Annotated in this window: 15 protein-coding genes, 2 pseudogenes and 1 riboswitch; of the genes and pseudogenes, 10 read left to right on the top strand and 7 right to left on the bottom strand. The window is 65.6% G+C overall.

What is annotated here, in order from left to right:
- The 3 genes from G3A50_RS11795 (at nucleotide 1) to G3A50_RS11805 (ending at nucleotide 1977) form a co-directional block, all read left to right on the top strand.
- Nucleotides 1-888, top strand: a complete 888-nt coding sequence (locus G3A50_RS11795) for an alpha/beta fold hydrolase (protein WP_163075461.1) — start codon at nucleotides 1-3, stop codon at nucleotides 886-888.
- Between the two features lie 137 nt (nucleotides 889-1025).
- Nucleotides 1026-1472, top strand: a complete 447-nt coding sequence (locus G3A50_RS11800; protein ID WP_163075462.1) for a YtoQ family protein — start codon at nucleotides 1026-1028, stop codon at nucleotides 1470-1472.
- A gap of 109 nt (nucleotides 1473-1581) precedes the next feature.
- Nucleotides 1582-1977, top strand: coding sequence for a hypothetical protein (locus tag G3A50_RS11805; RefSeq protein ID WP_163075463.1), 396 nt, complete (start codon nucleotides 1582-1584; stop codon nucleotides 1975-1977).
- A 144-nt stretch (nucleotides 1978-2121) separates the two neighbouring features.
- On the opposite strand, the gene G3A50_RS11810 is transcribed toward G3A50_RS11805, so the two are convergent.
- Nucleotides 2122-2832 (bottom strand): ROK family protein, encoded by a 711-nt coding sequence (locus tag G3A50_RS11810; protein WP_163075464.1) that lies wholly within the window; start codon nucleotides 2830-2832, stop codon nucleotides 2122-2124.
- A gap of 13 nt (nucleotides 2833-2845) precedes the next feature.
- Nucleotides 2846-5344: a glucan 1,4-alpha-glucosidase gene (locus G3A50_RS11815; RefSeq protein ID WP_163075465.1), complete on the bottom strand. Its 2499-nt coding sequence runs from the start codon at nucleotides 5342-5344 to the stop codon at nucleotides 2846-2848.
- 814 nt (nucleotides 5345-6158) lie between these two features.
- Between G3A50_RS11815 and G3A50_RS11820 the strand changes: the two genes are divergently transcribed.
- The 4 genes and pseudogenes from G3A50_RS11820 to G3A50_RS11830 all read left to right on the top strand — a co-directional run bounded on the left by G3A50_RS11820 (nucleotide 6159) and on the right by G3A50_RS11830 (nucleotide 9233).
- The gene (locus tag G3A50_RS11820) at nucleotides 6159-7442 is read left to right on the top strand and encodes a tyrosine-type recombinase/integrase (RefSeq protein WP_163075466.1); all 1284 of its coding nucleotides are present in this window, start codon (nucleotides 6159-6161) and stop codon (nucleotides 7440-7442) included.
- Nucleotides 7443-7826: 384 nt separating this feature from the next.
- Nucleotides 7827-7949 carry a hypothetical protein gene (locus G3A50_RS22825; RefSeq protein ID WP_281355807.1) on the top strand — a complete coding sequence of 41 codons (123 nt, stop codon included), beginning with the start codon at nucleotides 7827-7829 and terminating at the stop codon, nucleotides 7947-7949.
- Nucleotides 7944-8022, bottom strand: a riboswitch (Fluoride riboswitch). (Overlaps the previous gene by 6 nt.)
- A 195-nt stretch (nucleotides 8023-8217) precedes the next feature.
- On the top strand, nucleotides 8218-8601 hold the full coding sequence (locus G3A50_RS11825; protein WP_246251632.1) for a response regulator transcription factor: 384 nt from the start codon (nucleotides 8218-8220) through the stop codon (nucleotides 8599-8601).
- Nucleotides 8602-8740: 139 nt separating this feature from the next.
- Nucleotides 8741-9233: pseudogene (locus tag G3A50_RS11830) on the top strand (Dps family protein).
- A gap of 137 nt (nucleotides 9234-9370) precedes the next feature.
- Here the strand turns inward: G3A50_RS11830 and G3A50_RS22630 are convergent.
- The 5 genes and pseudogenes from G3A50_RS22630 to G3A50_RS11850 all read right to left on the bottom strand — a co-directional run.
- Nucleotides 9371-10000 (bottom strand): annotated as a pseudogene (locus tag G3A50_RS22630) (NAD(P)/FAD-dependent oxidoreductase); the annotation flags it as partial.
- 54 nt (nucleotides 10001-10054) lie between these two features.
- Nucleotides 10055-11044 carry an FAD-dependent oxidoreductase gene (locus G3A50_RS22635; protein WP_246251634.1) on the bottom strand — a complete coding sequence of 330 codons (990 nt, stop codon included), beginning with the start codon at nucleotides 11042-11044 and terminating at the stop codon, nucleotides 10055-10057.
- 134 nt (nucleotides 11045-11178) lie between these two features.
- Nucleotides 11179-11691: a hypothetical protein gene (locus G3A50_RS11840; protein WP_163075467.1), complete on the bottom strand. Its 513-nt coding sequence runs from the start codon at nucleotides 11689-11691 to the stop codon at nucleotides 11179-11181.
- Between the two features lie 89 nt (nucleotides 11692-11780).
- The gene (locus G3A50_RS11845; protein WP_163075468.1) at nucleotides 11781-12929 is read right to left on the bottom strand and encodes an MFS transporter; all 1149 of its coding nucleotides are present in this window, start codon (nucleotides 12927-12929) and stop codon (nucleotides 11781-11783) included.
- 186 nt (nucleotides 12930-13115) lie between these two features.
- Entirely contained in the window at nucleotides 13116-15872 is a 2757-nt protein-coding gene (locus G3A50_RS11850; protein ID WP_163075469.1) for an ATP-binding protein, read from the bottom strand.
- A 177-nt stretch (nucleotides 15873-16049) separates the two neighbouring features.
- Between G3A50_RS11850 and G3A50_RS11855 the strand changes: the two genes are divergently transcribed.
- Genes G3A50_RS11855 through G3A50_RS11865 form a run of 3 tightly spaced genes read left to right on the top strand, consistent with a single transcriptional unit; the run spans nucleotide 16050 to nucleotide 20097 of the window.
- A complete protein-coding gene (locus tag G3A50_RS11855) occupies nucleotides 16050-17351 on the top strand; it encodes a c-type cytochrome (protein ID WP_246251636.1) in 1302 nt (433 codons plus the stop codon).
- Nucleotides 17348-17827, top strand: coding sequence for a (2Fe-2S)-binding protein (locus G3A50_RS11860; protein ID WP_163075471.1), 480 nt, complete (start codon nucleotides 17348-17350; stop codon nucleotides 17825-17827). The genes G3A50_RS11855 and G3A50_RS11860 overlap by 4 nt, the downstream gene beginning before the upstream one ends.
- Nucleotides 17824-20097: a xanthine dehydrogenase family protein molybdopterin-binding subunit gene (locus tag G3A50_RS11865; RefSeq protein ID WP_163075472.1), complete on the top strand. Its 2274-nt coding sequence runs from the start codon at nucleotides 17824-17826 to the stop codon at nucleotides 20095-20097. Before G3A50_RS11860 ends, G3A50_RS11865 begins: the two co-directional genes overlap by 4 nt.
- The last annotated feature ends 139 nt before the right edge of the window (nucleotides 20098-20236 follow it).

The raw sequence follows: 20236 nt of genomic DNA on the forward strand, positions 1-20236 counted from the left end.
ATGGGCCTCACATCCGCATATCCGGTGACGCATCATCGCACCGCAACCGTCGATGGCGTGAAGATTTTCTATCGCGAGGCCGGCCCGAAGGACGGTCCGGTGGTGCTGCTTCTGCACGGGTTTCCGACCTCGTCCCACATGTTCCGCAATCTGATCCCGTATCTGGCAGACCGCTATCATGTCATCGCGCCGGACTATCCCGGCTATGGCCAGAGCGATGCGCCCGACCGTGCCTCGTTCTCGTACACCTTCGATCGGGCCGGCGAACTGGTGGACGGCCTGCTGCATCAGCTGGGGATCGCGCGCTACGCAATGTATGTGATGGACTATGGCGCGCCCGTCGGCTGGCGGCTGGCGCTGAAGCATCCCGACGCGATCACCGGGCTGATCATCCAGAACGGCAATGCCTATGACGAGGGGTTGAAGGAGTTCTGGGATCCCATCAAGGTCCACTGGGCCGATGGGGCCAAGGCGAGCCGCGACAAGCTGCTTGGCCTGATCAGTCTGGAGACCACCATTTTCCAGTATACGGATGGCGTATCGGACAAGACGCGGATTTCACCGGACAACTGGACACACGACCAGCCGCTGCTCGACAGGCCCGGCAATGCCGATATCCAGATGGATATGCTGTACGATTACAGAACGAACCTTCCGCTCTACCCGCGGGTGCAGGCCTGGCTTCGGGACAAGCAGCCGCCCGCGCTTCTGGTCTGGGGCAAGAACGATTTCATCTTTCCCGAACCCGGCGCGCATCCCTACAAGCGGGATCTCCGCGATGTGGAGTTCCACCTTCTCGACACTGGTCATTTCGTGCTCGAGGACAAGGCGGACGAGGTTTTCCCGCTCATTCACGACTTCCTCGATCGCAAGGTGGCAGGCGCATAGCGCCAGCCTCAAGGGCCTGTGCTTGCAAAGGTTTTCGGCAGTTTCGGCCGACCTGCGTCTTGCATGGCACGGGTCGACGACGTAGCCACTCCGCCTCTGTCCTGCTATTGCGCCATGGTTCAGCAGGAGGGAGCATCATGACGCTGCGGGTCTATCTGTCCGGCGAGATCCACACCGATTGGCGCGAGCAGATCATCGAAGGTGCACGCGATCTCGATATCACCTTTGACAGCCCGGTAACCGATCACGAGGCGAGTGACGATTGCGGCGTCGCCATCCTCGGGGCGGAGGAAAACAAGCTCTGGCATGACCACAAGGGCGCCCAGCTCAATGCGATCCGGACCCGGCGCGGGATCGGCCAGGCCGATGTGGTGGTCGTCCGCTTCGGTGACAAATACCGGCAATGGAACGCGGCCTTCGATGCGGGCATGGCCTCGGCATTGGGAAAGTCGCTCATTGTGCTGCACGGGCCCGAGCATCAGCACCCGCTGAAAGAGATCGATGCCGCGGCTCTCGCTGTCGCCGAGCGCCCCGAGCAGGTCGTTCAGATCCTTCGCTATGTTCTGACCGGGACGTTGCCGTGATCGGGACAACGCCCGCCTGTCCGCTTACATGGCAAGGCTGCCCGATGCGGGTTTCTGCCCGATCGGCGCCGGCAGCGCCCCTGCGCCACACTTGTGGGCACGCCGACAGATGACAGCCGAAGAATTCCAGGACGCGCTCGGAAAGCTTGGATACACGCCCGCGAGTCTCGCCAAGCTGATGGGCGTCGACCTTCGCACCGCGCGCCGGTGGAGCACAGGCGCGAAAGCCATCCCGGAGGGCGTGGCCGCCCAGCTCGCCGCCCTTCTGCAGGCCGGCGGCGTGACGCCGGAGATGGCCGCCGGAATAGAGGCGATGCGAAGCGGCGAAAGCACGGGACAGGCGATCGCGCGCTTCGTGTGGGTTCAGCGCAGGGGGGATGATCCGCACTGGACGGTTGCCGAGCACGACCTCATATCGGACGTCTTCTACCTTCCGGGCCGAGTGGAGCGATTTACCATTGAAGAGCTGGTGATCGGCCCGGTGATCGTTGCTCCGCCCGAATGAGCCCTGCCGGCGGCGCGACGCCAGCGGTCGGCTTTCCGGCACGGAAGGATGGCGCCGCCCCCGGCGCGGTTTCGACGTCGGGAGCTTGAGCCCGGGGGCAGGCCCGCCGGCGAGACGGTTCAGAACCTTGGCCGGTTCGGGCGATCAGCCTCCGCGCCAGAGCTTCGCGCCGCCTGTCAGCCCGGCGTCGTTCGAGGCGATGATGACCCTGTCCGGCAGGTCGATCTCGACATGCTTGGAGTTGCCGCCGCCGAGATAGAGCCGGTCGTAATGGAGCAGCACATAGAGCAGTTCGATGACGTGCGCGACGTGCCGGTTCCAGTGCTTCTTGCCGTGCGCTTCATAGGCGGCGACACCAAGATATTCGTCATAGGTCAGGCCTTCATGCACCGGGTGGTGGGCCAGCTCCATATGCGGCATCAACTGCCCGTCGCGAAACAGCGCCGTGCCGGCGCCGGTACCGAGGGTGAGCACCATTTCCAGCCCCTTCCCGGAAACGATCCCCAGTCCCTGCATCTCGGCGTCGTTGATCAGCCGGGCAGGGTGGCCGCCGAGCCGTTTCGACATGCCCTCTGCCAGTGCGAAACCGGCCCAGGCCTCCGTGCCCAGATTGGGAGCGGTCAGAACCGAGCCGTGGCGGACCACGCCGGGAAAGCCGATGGCAATGCGATTGAACGCCGGTAGCTTCGCCGCCATTCCGGCATAGATGTCGAGCAGAACCTGTGGTGGGCAGGGATGGGGCGTGTCGACGCGCTCGCGTTCCGAGATCATCACGCCTTCATCGTCGATCACCGCGGCTTTCAGCCCGGTTCCGCCAACGTCGACCGCAAGAATGCCTGCCGCTTTGCTACTCATCGGATTTACTCTCTCACTTCGCCGTTTCGGCGGGTTCTGCGACGCGCCGGCTGGCGTCGGGTGCGTTCGGATCCTGGCTGCCGTGGAACATGGTGCCGTCGCCATCGATGGTCACCGCGAAATCCGTGCCTTCCCAACGGTCCGCCTCGGGCCAGTAGAAGGTGAAACGCAGATGCTTGCCATGTGCCGTGGCCGCCGTGGGCAGGTCGGCAATGTGCAGGCCGAAGGCGTTGGCGGATGTGGTCGTGTCGTGCGTGGTGGCCCAGCCGTCGGGCGACCAGTGGATGCGCGCGGGCGCGGGAAGCTCGATACGTAGCGACAGGCCGGTGGGAATCGAGCGGAGCTTCTGGTTGAAGCGCCAGATACGGCGTGGCGAGGTCACCTTGTCGGCCAGGTAGCGCTGGACTGTCTGTGGGGGCATGTCGAACACCTTGCCGTCGCGCAGCGAGCGCATCAGCTTGATGTGCTCGGAATGAGCCCACACCAACGGCATGGCACTCCCCGACGGCCGACCCTTGAACAGTTCGCGCTCGGGAATGTCGTCGCCGTCCCAGACCTGTTCGGGCAATAGCCCGCCGGGCCCGGCCGAATCCTCCAACGTGACGAGAAGCTGCTCCGCGCGGGCCAGATTGCCGGCGGCGATCTCGTAATGTGCCCTTTCGCCGGTGAGCAAGGGCCAGGCCCGGCCGATGCCGGTGCCGTCGAAGGGCGCGCCATCGTCATGCTCGCCATAGCCGTCGCCATTGTAGCGATACCAGAGCGGCCCTTGCGGGAGCTCCACTTTCAGCAGCGCATCGATCGCCTTGATGGTGCACCGTATACGTGGATCGTCCGGTGCCCTGAGGCCGAAGCGCACCAGGGCGAGCGCGTCCGGGCTGATGAGCTGCGCCGCCGGCTGGTCGGTATCGGCCGGCGGGCGGTTCTTCACCGGGACGAAGCCGTCCAGCGGGGAAGCCGCGTCGGAGGTCTCGACCGGGGCGATCCGCACATAGTAGCCCTCGACGCCGAGCTTTTCCGCCAGCTCGGTGTCGGTGGCGAAGGTCCATCGCTCGACTGAATCGTTCCATGAGTCGGCGGTTTCACGCAGATACACGGCCTGCTCCCGGCGTCCGATGATGTCCATCATGTCGGCGGCAGCAAGCAGGGCAGCGATTTCAACGGCCAGCGTGAACGGAGAGTAGCCCGCATCCTCCTCCCAGCGATCCTGGCCCGTTACAGGGCCGTTGCGAAGGATGAAGGTGGCGGCGCGCTCGACCATATCCATGTAGGAGTCCAGCTCGCCATGGGCGAAATGGCCGCCGCGCCGTATCATGTCGGTGAGCAGAATGGGGAAGGCGCATTCGTCCATCTGCACGCCGCCCCAATAGGCGGAGCCGTCCAGCCAGACATTCTGCGACCAGTGGCCGTCCCCCTCCTGGATCGCCCGCAAATAGCCAAGCACCGACTTGGCGTCGTCGATCGCGCCGGCCGCGAGCAGCCCGCCGGCATTCTCGACCAGGTCGCGCGGCCAGACGAGATGGTACCCTCCCAAGTCCTCGTCGCCCTTGTTGAAGCCCCACGGTATCGAGAGACTGGCGATGATGGCGCCAGGGACAGAATTGGGCTGGTGGGTTGCGAGCACGATGGTGCTGGCGCGGTAGGTGTTGATGTTGGATCGGTTCTGCGGGTGGTCGAGCGGCAGCAGCGTGCCCTGCCAGGCGCGCCAGCCCTGGACATAGTTCCGGCGCAGCTGCTCGAAACCGTCATTCAGGCTGGAGACGGCGCGAAACCCGGCTTCCTCCGGGCGGGCGCCAAAGCCCAGCGCGATCAGCATCGTGCCCTCGCAGGCGGAAAGGTCGATCTCCGCGCTGAGCGCGACGTTGCCGTGTTCGGCACGCTGGTAGCGCTCGTCGAGGCAGCCATTCTCGCTGAGTTGACGCCATCCATCCGACGCGCCGACATAGCCCACGGAGCGCGCCTTCCAGGGCACCGAGCAGGCGAGCGCGAGCGAAATGCCCCGCCGGCCGGCGCCGAACAGCATCGGCGTGCCCTTGTAATCGCCGACCCAGGCGGAGTTGTCAGCACCGGCATTGACGAGATGGGGCGCGAGCAGTGCAAACAGCCGATAGTCGGAAATGTCGCCGATCAGCGCTTCGAATGTGATCTGCTGAAGCAGGGACTCCCGGCGTGTATCGGTGATGATCTGCTTCTGGATGCGCCAGCGCCCGTCCCGTGCGGTATTGAGCAGGTGATAGGCCGGCACGCCGTGCTCAAGCACGCCCACTTCATGGTCGGCGTCTCGCTTCTCCTCGGCGAAATAACCGTTCGCGGAGGTGACGAGGAAGCCGAAATCGCGCGTGCAGGCGGTGTCGACGCGCGGATAGTAGATCTCATTGAGGATGCCGTGGCTGAGTGTGAACCACACACGGCTTGCTGCCGTAAGCGCGGTGCCGACGCCCACCTTGGCACTTGATGTCCAGCGCGCCGGGCCGCCTGGTCCGCCCGGCGGCGTGATGGCGTTGTCCTCGTTCATGGATGTTTCCCCACATTCATTGGGCCCTCGATCATTGTCGTGGCCAGTGGACAACCTGAAACCAGTTGGGCGTGCTGCCAAGCCCGCCGAGGATTTATTTCTGTGCTGACAAGGCGATCCGGCGCGCGCGCGGGATCTGATCGCGATCCTTGGACGGGTCGACGGGTCGACGGGTCGACGGGTCGATGCGGGTACTCGCTGGCGATCCACGTCATCGGGCACACGCCGATCGCACCGTTCGGCATGACGTAAGGGACGTGTCTCTGCCTGAGATCACACGGCCAGAGGCTGCGCCGGCTCCACGACGCCATCGAATCGCGCGTCGCCGATATCGCGGATCGGGCACGGAAAGAGCGGATTGGCGGGCTTATCTCGCCCGCGCCCGGTCATCCCTCGCCACCTCATGCAAAGTGCCCTCACGCCGGCCATGGCGACGTATGTCGCCGAAATCGCCCGCAAGCATATATGCCCCGCAGGCGCAGGTGCATGGAAGGCGGCGGCTCTCGGCGCAATCATCTGCGCGCCTTGGCTCAGCGCGTGGAGGTCGGAGCGAAGGACGTCCGTATCATCGGATCGAAGGGAGGCCTGCTCTGCACCCTTACGGCCGTTTCACAAGGGAAATCGGCAGCTCTAGGCGTGCCCGGTTTCGGACTGAAATGGCGGAGGGAGCGTCCGAAATACTATGCATCGCTACTGTTCCCTGAAGTTCGAAAAGCCATTGAGATATAGGGATATTTCCCGCCGACTTGCTGCCAAGGTTCATCGCCGTTCGCTAGAATGACGGTTGATGGGTGGGGTAGATGGTGGGGTAGATATGGCCAAGGCAACCAAGAAACTGTCCGCCCGAGCGGTCGCCTCGATCACCGATCCGGGCCGCCATTCCGATGGTGATGGCCTCTACCTTCAGGTCACTTCAACCGGAGCCAAGTCCTGGCTCTTCATGTTCAAACGGGACGGAAGACGTTCCGAGGTCGGGCTGGGCTCCGTACGCGACGTAACATTGGCCGACGCCCGTCAGAAGGCTGTCGACGCTCGCAAGATCATCGATGCTGGCAAGAACCCATTGGAAGAGCGTCGTGCCGCCGAGGCTGCTCGGAAGGCGCGGGCAGAAAAGCCTACCTTCGGGCAGGTGGCCGACAATCTGATTGAGAGCATTGCCGCCGGCTTCCGGAATGCCAAGCATCTCGATCAGTGGCGGATGACGCTCGGCCCCACCTATTGTTCGTCGATACGCTCCAAGCCCGTGGACGCAATCACGACCGAGGATCTGCTCGCCGTTCTTGAACCCATCTGGACAAAGAAGGCAGAGACAGCCTCCCGTCTTCGTGGCCGGATCGAGCGGGTGCTGGATGCCGCCAGGGCGAAGGGCCTGCGTTCAGGAGAGAATCCGGCCCTATGGCGCGGTCATCTCGATAGCCTCCTGCCTAAACGCCAGAAGCTCCAACGTGGCCATCATGCCGCCATGCCCTATTCAGAGGTGTCAGCGTTTATCGCAACCCTTCAAGATAGTGAGGGCGTGACGGCTCGGGCTCTTGAATTCCTGATCCTGACCGCCTCCCGCTCCGGCGAGGCAAGAGAGGCGCGATGGGGAGAAGTCGATCTGAAAGCGCAGATATGGACGGTCCCAGCTCATCGTATGAAGGCGGGGCGTGAACATAGAGTGCCGCTCTCGGTTCGTGCGACTACCCTGCTGGCTGGAATGAAGCTGCCGGGCTCCGATATCGATGCCTTTGTCTTCCCTGGCGCTCGAAACTCGAAGCCTTTGTCGGTCATGGCCTTCGATATGCAGCTGCGCCGGATGGATTGCGATTACACCGTGCATGGTTTCCGCTCGGCCTTCCGCGACTGGGTTGGCGAAGAGACCGCTTTCCCGCGGGAGGTTGCCGAGGCTGCATTGGCCCACACGGTGGGTGATGAGGTCGAGCGCGCCTATCGCCGAGGGGATGCATTGGAAAAGAGGCGCAAACTCATGGAGGCGTGGGCTTCCTACTGTGCAGGCGAGACCGCCAAGGCGGATCAGGCTGAACCTCAGGCCGAGGAAGTTGCAGATGTCATCGGAATTTCGGAGGAACAAGGGGAACACGGGGTACAAGTTTGATCCAAAATGGGAATTCCTGTTCCCCACGGATTTTCGCGTTGGGGAACATGGGGAACAGAACGCGCCATGTGATTGAAACAGGAGAGGGGGCGGAAATGCTCCCAAGCGCCATCTGGACTTGCCGTTGCGAACGTCCGCTTCGCGCCGCCATTTCCGACATTCACGCAGTTCGGGCGAGTTCCCAAAAGCAGACGTACGAGCGAGGCTCCCAGAGCCATGCAAGCAATCGCGCCGGAATAGTCCACGATATCGGGGTCGGCCCGAAGAGCCGAGACGCATTGCGCATATGCTCCCTGCACGGTTTGAACGGCATCCTCGAGCGCATCATCCTTGCCGTAGAGGTAGTTGGCGGCAACCTCACTGGAGGCTGAGGTTGAGAAAACCGTGAGCAGCCATCATGATGCCGCCCTCCACGCGGCGATGGAGCAGCAGGCAATCGGCGCGGAAATCATCGAAGCAAGGCTAGAACCGGGCGTGCACCTGCTTCTTCGCTCGCAAGCGATGTGAGCAGGAGTCATCAGCTTCTCCAACGAAGCGGTTCGGCCATTGTGGCCCGGCAGAATCCATTGCCTTGAAACCGCTCGTATTGAGGCGGGAGGCGGCTTAACAGCATCGGATCAGGCGCCCGCGCCCGGCTCCTCGCGTGCCGCGACCGACGCGACGCGTCACAAAATCTTAAAATCCAAACCTCCGTATAATTTTAAATTATGCGTTTCCGTAGCATTGTCGTTGTAGCACGCCGATGCGCGCACCGCCCGCGATAAGGAATAGCGTTGTGTCCCAGGTTCCGATTATTGCAATCGTCGACGATGACGAATCGGTTCGCTTGGCCACAGAAAGCCTCATGCGATCTTTCGGCTTCAGGACTAATATATTTGCTTCGGCGGAATCTTTTCTTAACTCATCGACCCTACCTGACACCGATTGCTTGATCACCGACGTTCAGATGCCGAACATGGGCGGCCTCGAACTGCATGAGGTGCTACGCGCGCGCGGCGCCGCACTGCCGGTGATTTTCATGACCGCCTTTCCCGAAGAGCAGGTTCGACGGCGGGCGCAGGAGGTGAGAGCCGTCGGCTTCCTCGCAAAGCCCTTCGACGGCGACGCCATAATGAGCTTAGTCTTCGAGGCACTCAAGAACCCCTCCCAGGCGCCGTAGGGCTCCCGCGGCCGGCTGCATCCTCGTACGGAATAAGCCGATCACGCCGACAAACCGTTCGAGCCGAAGAGAAGCATGCCGTCCTGCGGCACATGCTCAGCCCCGCCATGCCTGGAAATCACCGATCCACCCCCACCCTATGGCGACCGGTGTGGATGTTGAGACCCTCAAGACCCGCTGCCTCGCGCCGCTCGCCACACCCACTTCGCTGCCGTCGAACGCGGTGAACGACATTGCCGCCACCCTGACCACTCTGCTGACCGATGTGTTCACGCTCTATGTCAAGACGAAGCACTTCCACTGGCATCTCTCTGGCCCGCATTTCGGCGACTATCGCCTGATGCTCGACGAGCAGGACAAGCAGATTTTCGCCATGACCGACGGCCGAACGCGCCCGCAAGCTCGGTGGCGTCACGCTGCGTTCGGTCGGCCATATTGCCCGGCTGTCGCGGCTTGCCGATACCGACGCCGACTTCTTCACCGCGCAGGACATGCTGGCCGAACTGGGCAGTGACAAACTTTAACTCGCCGGCTTTCTGCGTGCCACCCATGCGCTCTGCGACGAGCATGGGCGACGTCGCCAGCGCCAGCTTGATCGAAACTGGATCGACGAAACCGAGCGGCGCGCCTGATTTCTCTATGGATCCGGCCACAACGACGAGTCCCACGGACGGTGAACCCCGGCGGAGAAAACCGCCACGCCGCCTGGCTTGGTCGACCGGGCGGCGCCAGACGCGCGGAACGATGTCCGCGCGTTCACAGCGCGGGTTCAGCGTGCCAGATGGGCGTGAATCTGGGCGACCACGGCCGCCCCCTCTCCCACCGCCGCCGCGACGCGCTTGGTGGAGCCGGCGCGCACATCGCCAATAGCGAAGACACCGTGACGACTGGTCTCCAGCGGCAGGCGCACCGCACCACCCTGCGCGCCGGCGTCTCGTGCGCCCGCCTCCTGCCCCGTCAGTACGAAGCCCTGGCGATCCACCGCCACGTATCCGCCGAGCCATGCCGAATTGGTATCGGCACCGATGAAGAGAAACAGATGCTTCGCAGGCAGCGGCAGCGTCTGCCCGGTGTCGCGGTTCCGGCAGGTCACGGCGGTCAGACCGCTCTCGCGGTTGCCCGCGAGGGCGTCGTCCTCGGTGCGGGTGTGGATGGTGACGTTCGGAAAGGAGGCGATGCGATCAATGAGGTAACGCGACATCGACGCGGCGAGACCATCGCCACGAACGACAAGATGGAGATGGGCGACCTTTGGCGCCAGAAAGGCCACGGCCTGCCCTGCCGAGTTGCCTCCGCCCACCAGCACCACCTCCTGCTCCGCGCACAGCTTGGCCTCCACGGGAGACGCCCAATAGGCGACACCTGAGCCTTCGAAATCCGCGAGGTTGGCGATATCCGGGCGCCGATAGCGGGCCCGGTCGCGATCACCACCGCGCGGGCACGCACCGTTCCGTCATTGGAGAGATGCAGCCGGGAGGGCTGGCCGTCTCGCGTATCGCCCGAGAGATGATCGGCCTTCCAGAGGCATCGCGAGTTCGGCACCAAATTTCTGCTCCTGATGGTAAACACGGGCCGCCAGCGCCAGCCCGGAGATGCCGGTAGGAAAGCCGAGATAATTCTCGATCCGCGCGGAGGCCCCGGCCTGCCCGCCCATGGCGCGCTGGTCCAGCACCAGCACCGACAGGCCCTCCGAGGCCGCATAGACAGCCGTCGCGAGGCCGGCGGGGCCAGCCCCCACAATTGCGACGTCGTAAAGCGCGTCGGGCTTGAGTTCCGGCAGCATGCCAAGGCAGGTGGCGACCTCGGCGATGGTGGGGCGCTTGAGCACCTTGCCGGTCGGGGACACCAGCAACGGCAATTCGTCGGGCAGGACGCCGAGCCGCTGCACCACAGCCCGGCCTTCCTCGTCCACGCTGGAATCGAAGGCGGTGAAGGGATAGCCGTTTCGCGTCAGCAGGCCCTCGATCATCACCCGGTTGACCTCGCCGGGCTGGCCGATCAGCACCGAGCCGGCCGTGTCACCCTCCAGCAGACCGACCCTGCGCAGGATCAACGCGCGCATCAGCATCTCGCCGAGCTCCGCCGAGCCGACGGCGAGCGCCCGCAAATGCGCGGCGTCGAAGGGCAGCGCGCGACAGCCCCCGGGACCGGCGGTGGCGGCGGCAAGCGAGGGGCGCCCGGCGAGCTGGCTGATCTCGCCGGTGAACTGCCCCGCCACTTGAACGACGATCGGCTTCTCACAGCCGAGACCGTCGCGGCGGACGATCGCGATCGAACCCTCGACGATCAGCCATGTCGGGACGCCAACATCACCGACCTCGAACAGGGGCTGGCCGGGCTCGAACCGCCTTTCAACGTCGCTGGCGAAGCGCGACATGTTTTCCATCTGCGCCGGAGTGAGCACCGGAAACATCTGTTGCCTACGCTCATCGACAACGCTCATGGCCTGTACTCTCGCTAGAATTGAAATGGCGCTGCCGAAAACACCCTCAATTCTATCAATTCGCGTTCGACAGGGCGCATATACAAACGTTTGATCAGATCATGATTTCATATTATCGACGAAAGAGGCGTCTTCTATTCATTCGACGAGGCCGGTTCGACATTGACGCTGAGAGCGCGCCAGGCTCGCCTCGCATTGTGCGCGATATGCCTGCAACTCGACCGGATATCGGAAGCTTTCGCGGCCTCACCAATCAGCTGATCAATCGTGGCGGCGTGCAGCATGATGGCCGTCATGGCGCTGTTGGTCACGACGAACACGCCGCTGCCGAGGCTTGTCTCGGACGAGGCGAGATGGGGATCCTCGCTCAGGGGCAGATGCCACTCGAAGATCGCTTCGCCGTCGCGTTCAACGTTCAATCGGGCGCCGGTCACGGCGCCGTCGGCGCCATGGGCCAGGTGAACGCTTGAACGCACGCGTCGCGACAAGGCGCCGGGCGTGCGCACCACCTGCTCGATCTCGAATTGAGCTTCCTTGCGCAGCGCCTCGACGAGCGACTGAGCCGCGAGATGGCACTCCCATTCGTCGAGCCGGGCCTGCATCGCTGCAAGCGCCAACTCGCGATCCAGTTGCTGGTTGAGCCGCATCGAAAATCGCTCCCGGGGAAGACCTGCCAGACGTCATCGACCGGGAATTTACCCGCCTGCTTTTCGCGCGGGTGTAAATTAGTGAAAAATCATCGCCCCGCCGGCACCTTGCTCGCCCACTCGCCGCGCAGCGAGAGGGCGAACATGCAGGCGGCGACCATGACGGTGGCCACCGAGACGCCGACCAGAAGAGGCGCGCCGTGCGAATAGACGATGCCCGCGATGGCGGGGCCGCTGGCCAGCCCGAGCTTGGACGCGAAGCCGGCGAACAATGCCGCCCGCCCGGTGCTGTCGTCGCGTGAACAAAGTGCAAACGCATAGGGGAGCGCGATTGCCATGGTGAAGAAGATCGCCGCCACGGCCAAGGCATAGAGCGCCGGCTGCGCGCCCGCTAGCACCAGCAGCTTCGAGAGGCCGGCGGCGGCGACCACCGGAACCAGCGGCATCCAGCCGAAGCGTCGGCTGAGCGCCAGCATGATGAGCGCGCCGGGCACGCCCGCACACAACCCGAAGCCCACCACCGTGCCGGCGAAGGCCGGCGTATGCCCGAAGTCTCCGGCCATGCCGATGAGAAACGCGCCCAGCCCCAGATTCGCCGCCTGGAAAAGGAACAGCCCGCCGATGCGCGCCGCGAGCGGCGCCGACCATCCCACCCCGCCCCGCAGTGCAGCGGGCAGGCGGGCGCCCGGCTGGCGGAACGCGGGAAGCCGCAGGAGCAGCCCCAGCGCGACGACGCTGAACACCACCAGAACGGCAAAGACCATGCCCTGCCGGAAGAAGCTGGAGGCGAAGATGGACGCCACGATGCCGACACCCCCCAAGCCGAAATGAAAGACAAACAGGATGCCGAAGCCGCGTCGCGGATCGGCCATCTGGGCAAGAAGGGCATAGGACACGCCCACCAGCAGGCCGCCGGCAAGCCCGTGGAAGAAGCGCAGCACGACAAGGGTTTCGAACCCGTGCGTGCCGATAGTGGCGCTGTCCGCCGCCACCATGGCGAGGAGGAGCGCCGCCGACAGCGGGCGCCAGGCAAGGCGCGGCACGACGAAAAGAGATGCCAGGGCGCCGCAGGTCGAGCCATAGCCGTTGCTTGACGCCACATAGCCGGCCTGCACGGCGCTCAATCCGTATTCCGTGCGCAGCGCCGCGATCATCGCCGGCATGATGTCGATGTAGAGCGGCCCGGCCATGGCCAGCAGGGCGACCATGACGTAGACCGACAGGGCAGCGTGTGGCACCGGAGCTCTGTCGGTCGGCAAACTCGCTGTGGCGGAAGGCATTCGGCCGAACCCTTTAGCGCGCGTGGTTTGGACGGCACATTGTCAGAGGCCCATGCCTTGCGTCTACGCTCCCGGCGGCACGGACGCCATCGACCGGCCGATCCTTGCCAGTATGCACGACGACGCGGGCAAAGCCGCCGCAGGTCAGCCTCGCCCGAGGCGCTTCGCCAGCGCTTCGCATTTCGGAAGCCATGCAACCGTGCCGTCGCTGCGGGCGATTACCTGGGCCTGCTCGAGGCAGTGGAGCGCCTCGTCGGGCCGCGTGGTTTCGAAAAGCACCGCCTGGACGCGCAAAAGTTCGGGCAATATCCACCGCTCCCGGCATGCCCGCGACAGCGCCAGTGCTTCCTCTATCCGCTGCTGCGCGCCCTCCGGTTCGCCGATGGCGTGAAGCGCCTGCGCGAGGTGGCCGAGAAACATCGCGCGCCGGATCGGCCATCCCGTACGCGCGAGCTTGTGCAGCCCCTCGCCAAGCTCCGCGACCGCGCGCGCGAGATCGCCCCGGGCCAGATGAAGCGCGCCCCGGAAGCACTGGCCCCAGGCGATCCACGGCCCGAACGGGTGCCGAACCGATATATCCTGCAGCAGATCGACCCGCTCCTCCATCACGTCGAGATCGCCGGCATAAAGCGCGACAGGGCAGCCCGACTCGACCAGCACCAGCGACATCGTCGTCGCATGCCCGAGCGCCCGGGCATCCGCGACGCAGGCCGCGGCGATCGCCAGCGCCTGATGCTGATGCCCCAGCAACCACAGGGCCTGCGAGTGGTAGGCGCGCGCATTGAGTTCCTGGTCGAACTGCATGCGCACCACGGCGCTGTGATCGGATTCGCCCGCGCTGAGCGCGGCTTCGAGAGACAGGCGGGCGGCCCTTACGTCGCCGAGATAATACTGCGCGAAGCCTTTCAGCCGATGGCCGGTCCGCACATTGCTGCTGGCGGAAAAGCGCGACTCGTCGTCAGCCAAGCACGCGAAACGTTCCGCTGTCGCGAGCGACGCCCCATAGTGGCCCGAAGCCAACTCGACCAGGAATACGCACCAGAGCGCGCGCAGTTCGAGCCCGATATCACCCGATTGCCGGGCGATCCGGCAGGCGGAGACCAATGTCTCGCGGGCCTCCGCCGTCGGCCCCACCGTATAGACGAGCGCGGTGCCCAGCGCGCAGAGCAGCGTGACTTCGCGCGCCGGATCGGGCCGCCCACGAAGGGCAAGGGCCGCCATCGCCCGTTCGAACAGGCCGCGCGCCTCGTCGATCAGGGACATCTGGAACCACAGCACGGAAGAGACGGCCATGAGTTCCGCCCCCAGTGCCGGATCGCCCTCCGGCCCGAAACACCACTCCAGCGCCAGCCGCAGATTGTCCAGCTGGCCCGCATGGATATTCACCCATGCCGCCGCCGGCACACGCGTCCATTCGCTTTCGGCCTGCTGCATCGCCTCCTTCATGAAGAGCGCATGCCGGTGCCGCAGCCGGCGGACTTCGCCACGCGCGCGCAACTTCTCCATCGCGTAGGCGCGCGTGGTCTCCAGCAGGCGGTAGCGCGGCACGGCCTGCGAGAAGTCCGCGCTGACCAGGGACTTGCTCACCAGGTTGGTGAGGTTTTCAATCGTGTCCCAGCTTGGTTCGTCGAAGGAGGCGACGCGGGCGGCCGCCTCAAGCGGGAAATGACCGACGAAAACGCTCAGCCGTGCCAGCGTGGCCTGTTCGCCCGCCGTCAGGTGGTCATAGCTCCAATTGAGCGTCGCCTGCAGCGTCTGGTGCCGCTTCGGGGCCGTGCGCCGTCCCAGCACGAGGAGGCCGAGAACATTGTCGAGCCGCTCCGCCAGGCCCTGAATCCCGAAGGCGTCGACCCGTCCCGCCGCCAGTTCAATAGCCAGCGGAATACCGTCGAGGCGCCGGCAAAGCTGTACAATGGTCGCGATCTCGCCGGGCTCGGGGTCATAGCTGCCAAGCGCGGCGGCGGCCCGATCAACGAAAAGCCGCACGGCCGGAAGGGCCAGGGCCCCATCCGGCGTCAGCGTGTCGGCATCGAGCGGCACGTCGAGGCCGGGAAGGCGCAGCACACATTCTCCCCGTGTGCGCAGCGGCTCACGGCTGGTGGTCAGCACCCGTATGCCGGCGCCCGTCTGCAGCAGGAGGTCCGCGACATGGGCCGCAGCGTCGATCACATGTTCGCAATTATCGAGGATGATGAGGCCGCGCTCGACCGGCAGGGGATCGCCTACCTGCCACTGGCCGATCCCCATTTTCATGCCGATAGCTGTCGCCACCGCCGGCACGACATGAACGGGATCGCCGATCTGGGCGAAATCGACCAAGATCACGGCACCGTTTTCGTGCAGGCTGGCTCGGGCCACTTCGATCGCGACCGTGGTCTTTCCAACGCCGCCGGAGCCCACCAGTGTCACCAGCCGGTGCCGCCCAAGCTCCTGCCGGATCGAAGCGACGACCACCTCGCGTCCGATAGCCGGCGTGACCACGAGGGGGAGGTTTTCGCGCACGGAAGCGGGCGCCGCCGGTCCCGCCCGCTCAGCCTCGTCGAGTTCGACGAGGCGAACCGGGGCGACGAAGCTATAGCCGATGCGGGTCGCGTTGACGATGTAGCGCTGGCCGGACTGACCGTCCCCCAGAGCCCGGCGCAGCGCCGCCATCTGCACCCGGAGATTGGCCTCTTCGACAAAGAGATTCGGCCAGGCCCGCGTCAGAAGCTCCTGCTTGCCCACGACCTGCCCCTGGTGCTCCACCAGAATGACGAGAAGCTCAAGCGCACGCCCGCCCATCGCCACGGGCAGGCCCTCCTTCAACAGCTGCTTCGAACCGAGCAGCAGCTTGAACGGGCCGAAGAGCGCGGCCAGAGGGGCCGGCCTTTTCCCGAATCCGTCATTTTCCGAGGCTGGCATCGCTGAGCATAGATCACATTGCCTCCCGCTGTTTCAACCCTGACGGCGGGTGTCTGAGCCCGGCCGACCGGATCGGGCATTCTGGAAAGGGTTATCATCGTCCCAATGTATCCATGGTTCCAGTTGAGGTCATGGATGTCATTCAGGCGCATACTATTGTTTGGTTGCTTGCTGGCGATGACGGCCTTTGCCGCGGCGCTGGTCTATGCGTGGCGCAGCGCGCTTGCGCCCATCGACCCGCCCTCGACGGCCTCATTCAGTGACGACGAGGTCCGCCGCGGCGCCGCGCTTGCCCTGATCGGCGATTGCCGCACCTGCCACACGGCGCCCGATGCCCGCACCTTTGCCGGCGGCCTCGCCATGCCCACCCCGTTCGGCACGATCTACTCGACCAATATCACCCCCGATCCCGAAACCGGCATCGGCCGCTGGTCGCTGGCGGCCTTCACCCGTGCCATGCGGGAAGGGGTCGATCGCGAGGGACGCCATCTCTACCCGGCCTTTCCCTATGACCATTTCAGCCTGACCACCGACGGGGACGTGAAGGCGCTCTACGCTTTCCTGATGACCCGTGACGCGGTGGTCGCGCATGCGCCAGCTAACGACCTGCCCTTCCCCATCAACATCCGCCTCGTCCTCGCCGGCTGGAAGCTGCTGTTTTTTCATCCTGGGCCGTTCGTTGCGGAACCTTCGCGCGATGCGCAATGGAACCGAGGCCGGTATCTCGTGGAGGGCCTCGCGCATTGTGGTGCCTGCCATACTCCGCGCAATCTGATGGGGGCCGAGATCGGCTCGCGGGCATTCGCCGGCGGCGAGGCCGAAAGCTGGACCGCATTTCCGCTCGGCAGCCATTCGCCGGCCCGCATCCCGTGGACCGAGGCGGCGCTGGGCCACTATCTGCGCGCGGGCTGGGACGCCGACCATGGAGCCGCGCTCGGCCCCATGCGCCCGGTGGTCGAGAATCTCGCCGAGGCGCCGGCGGACGACGTGGCGGCGATGGCCCACTATCTCGCCTCGCTCGGCCACCCGGTTGAAAAACCGCTGGCCCTTGCTCCCACGCCCGCCGAGGCTGCGGGCCTGCGTCCCCAGTCGGCAGGCTGGCAGACGGCTAGTGCCGCGCCGCCCGCCGGCCTGCCACCGGGGCAAACCATCTTCGATGCCGCTTGCCGCGCCTGCCACGCGGCCGGGCGACCCCTGCCACTGGGCGGCGTCGACCTCGCGGTCTCGTCCAGCCTGTCCGCGTCGTCTCCGCAAAACCTGCTGAACATCCTCCTGCAGGGCGTTCCGGCACGTGATGGCGAGGCCGGTCCGATCATGCCGAACTTCGGTGGCGCGCTGGACGACGCGGCACTCAGCGCGCTGGTCGGATATCTGCGGCAGGATCTTGCCGGCCTCGCGCCGTGGCCGGGCCTGGCGGACGCCATCGCCGCCGCCCGCCGCGCCGCCGCTTCCTCAAGCCATGCGAGAGCTGACCGATGATCACGCTCACTCTGAACGGCGAAGAACGCCTGGTCACATCCGAGCCCGATACGCCGTTGCTCTATGTGCTGCGTGACGAACTGGAGCTTAACGGCGCGAAATTCGGCTGCGGGCTTGGTCAGTGCGGCGCCTGCACGGTCCTGGTGGACGGGGAGCCGGTCTTTTCCTGCGTCACGCCGGTCATGCTCATGAACGGGCGCGACATCCGCACCATCGAAGGGCTCGGCACGATAGCCGCTCCCGGCCCGTTGCAGGCCGCCTTCATCGAGGAACAGGCGGCGCAGTGCGGCTACTGCATCGCCGGCATGCTCCTGCGGGCACAGGCGCTGCTGGTGCGCGTTCCCGACCCGCAGGACGACGACATCCTCGCCGCCCTTGAACCGCAGCTCTGCCGCTGCGGCACGCATATGCGCATCATCCGTGCGGTAAAGCGCGCGGCACGGACCTTGTCGCGGGCGGCGGAGGCGGTTCGATGAGTCCCGCCCTTTCGCGCCGCGACGTGCTGCGCGGTACTGGCGCGCTGATTCTCGCCTTCGGCGTGCCGCACAGCGCCTCTGCGCTCACCGAGACCGGCGCCAGCGCTACGCCGCTGCGCGGATTACCCGGCAGCCTCGATTCCACACCAAGGCTCAATGCATGGATCCGCATCGAAGCGGATGGCAATGCGACGATCTTCACCGGCAAGGCCGAACTCGGCCAAGGCATCAAGACCGCCCTTCTGCAGATCGCGGCGGAAGAGTTGAAGCTACCCCTGCCCCGTATCACGCTGATCACCGCTGACACGGCGCGCACGCCGAACGAAGGCTACACAGCCGCCAGCCACTCGGTGCAGGATTCAGGGACCGCGATCCGCAACGCCGCCGCGCAGGTGCGCGAGATCCTCATCGGCGAAGCCGCCCGGCGGGTCGGGAGGAGCACGGACGGCCTGAAAGCATGGGACGGCGTCATCACCGGGCCCGATAACCTCAGCTTTGGCTATGGCGAACTTGTCTCCGCGCAGCTTCTCAACGTCGACGCCCAGCCGACCTCGATCCTCACCGATCCGAAGAATTTCGCGGTCATGGATCGCCCGGTCGCCCGGGTCGACATCCCCCCGAAGCTGACCGGCGGGGCCGCCTATGTGCAGGACATGCGCCTGCCCGGCATGGTGCACGGGCGCATCGTCCGGCCGCCAAGCTATGGCGCGCGCCTGATCGACCTCGACGCCGCGCCCGTCGAAGCCATGCCCGGCGTGCTCAAGGTCGTGCGCGACGGCGCTTTCATCGGCGTGGTCGCGGAGAAGCAATGGACCGCGATCCAGGCGATGCGGCGGCTGGCGGCCTCGGCCCGGTGGAACGAAAGCGCGGCGCTGCCCGACGAGGCACAGCTTCCCGAGGCGCTCATGGCGCTGCCCACGAAGGATACCACCATCCTCGATGTGGGTACGCCGGACGCCGCCTCCTATGATGTCGATGCTCTCTTCAGCCGGCCCTACCTCTCCCACGGCTCGATCGGCCCGTCCTGCGCCATCGCCCATATGGACGGTGAGGACCTGACCGTCTGGACACATACGCAAGGCGTCTATCCCCTGCGCGACGCGCTCGCCACGCTGTGTGCCATGCCGCGCGGCAAAGTCCGCTGCATTCATGTCGAGGGCGCCGGCTGCTATGGCCAGAACGGTGCCGACGATGTCGGCGCCGACGCCGCCCTGCTCGCCCGCGCCCTGCCGGGGCGGCCGGTGCGCGTGCAGTGGATGCGCGAGCAGGAGCATGCCTGGGAGCCTTTCGGGCCGGGCATGGCTGCCCATGTGCGGGCGTCTCTGGGGCCGGACGGGTCGATTTCCGCGTGGCAGCACGATGTGTGGAGCCAGTCCCACATGATGCGGCCGGGACCGCCGGGCACGCTGCTCGCCGCGCGCGACATCGCGAATCCCTTCCTGCCGGCGCCCCCCGTCGACCTGCCGATGCCGGAAGGCGGCGGCGACCGCAACGCGGTGCCGCTCTACGTGCTGCCGAACGCGCGCGCGGTGAACCACTTCCTGCCGCAGATGCCGCTACGCGGTTCCTCCATGCGCTCGCTCGGCGGCTATCTCAACGTGTTCGCCATCGAGAGCACGATGGACGACCTGGCAAGGCTTTCCGGCCAAGACCCGGTCGCGTTCCGCCTGCGCCACCTGAGGGACGAGCGGGCGAGCGCCGTAATCACGCTCGCCGCTGAGCGCTTCGGCTGGAACGGGCGCCCGACGCTGTCGGCCGGCAGCGGATATGGCTTTGCCTTTGCCCGCTACAAGAACCTCGAAGCCTATTGCGCCATCGCGCTTGAGCTTGCCATCGACCAGGACACCGGCCGGACGGTCGTCCAGCGCGCGATCGCCGCTGTGGATACCGGGCAGGTGGTCAATCCCGATGGGGTCCGCAATCAGATCGAGGGCGGGATCGTGCAGGCCACGAGTTGGACGCTGTTCGAGGGCGTGCGCTTCGATCGCCAACGCATCACCTCGGTTGACTGGGCATCCTACCCGATTCTGCGCTTCGCCCATGTGCCCCGTCGCGTCGAGGTTCATCTCGTCGAGCGTCCGGGCCTGCCGTTCCTCGGCGCGGGCGAGGCCGCGCAGGGACCGATGGGCGCGGCCATCGCCAACGCCATCCGCGACATCACCGGAACCCGCCTACGGGCGCTTCCGCTCGATGCCGCCAAGGTTCGCGCGGCGTCCAAGGTTCGCCCGGCGTCGATGGGATCCTCGCTGCCGCCGCGATCACCTTCCTGAGGCTGGAGGACGGTTAAGGTCGCGCGACTGGGGCAGCCGGCATCTGACGACCGGGCGAACCGAACAGCCTAGATTGGCGCCCCGCCTATCTTTGCAGCTTCCGCAGGTGAAACGGCGGGTCCGAGACCGTCCTTCGATC

This window comes from Ancylobacter pratisalsi (genome assembly GCF_010669125.1).
GTDB lineage: Bacteria > Pseudomonadota > Alphaproteobacteria > Rhizobiales > Xanthobacteraceae > Ancylobacter > Ancylobacter pratisalsi.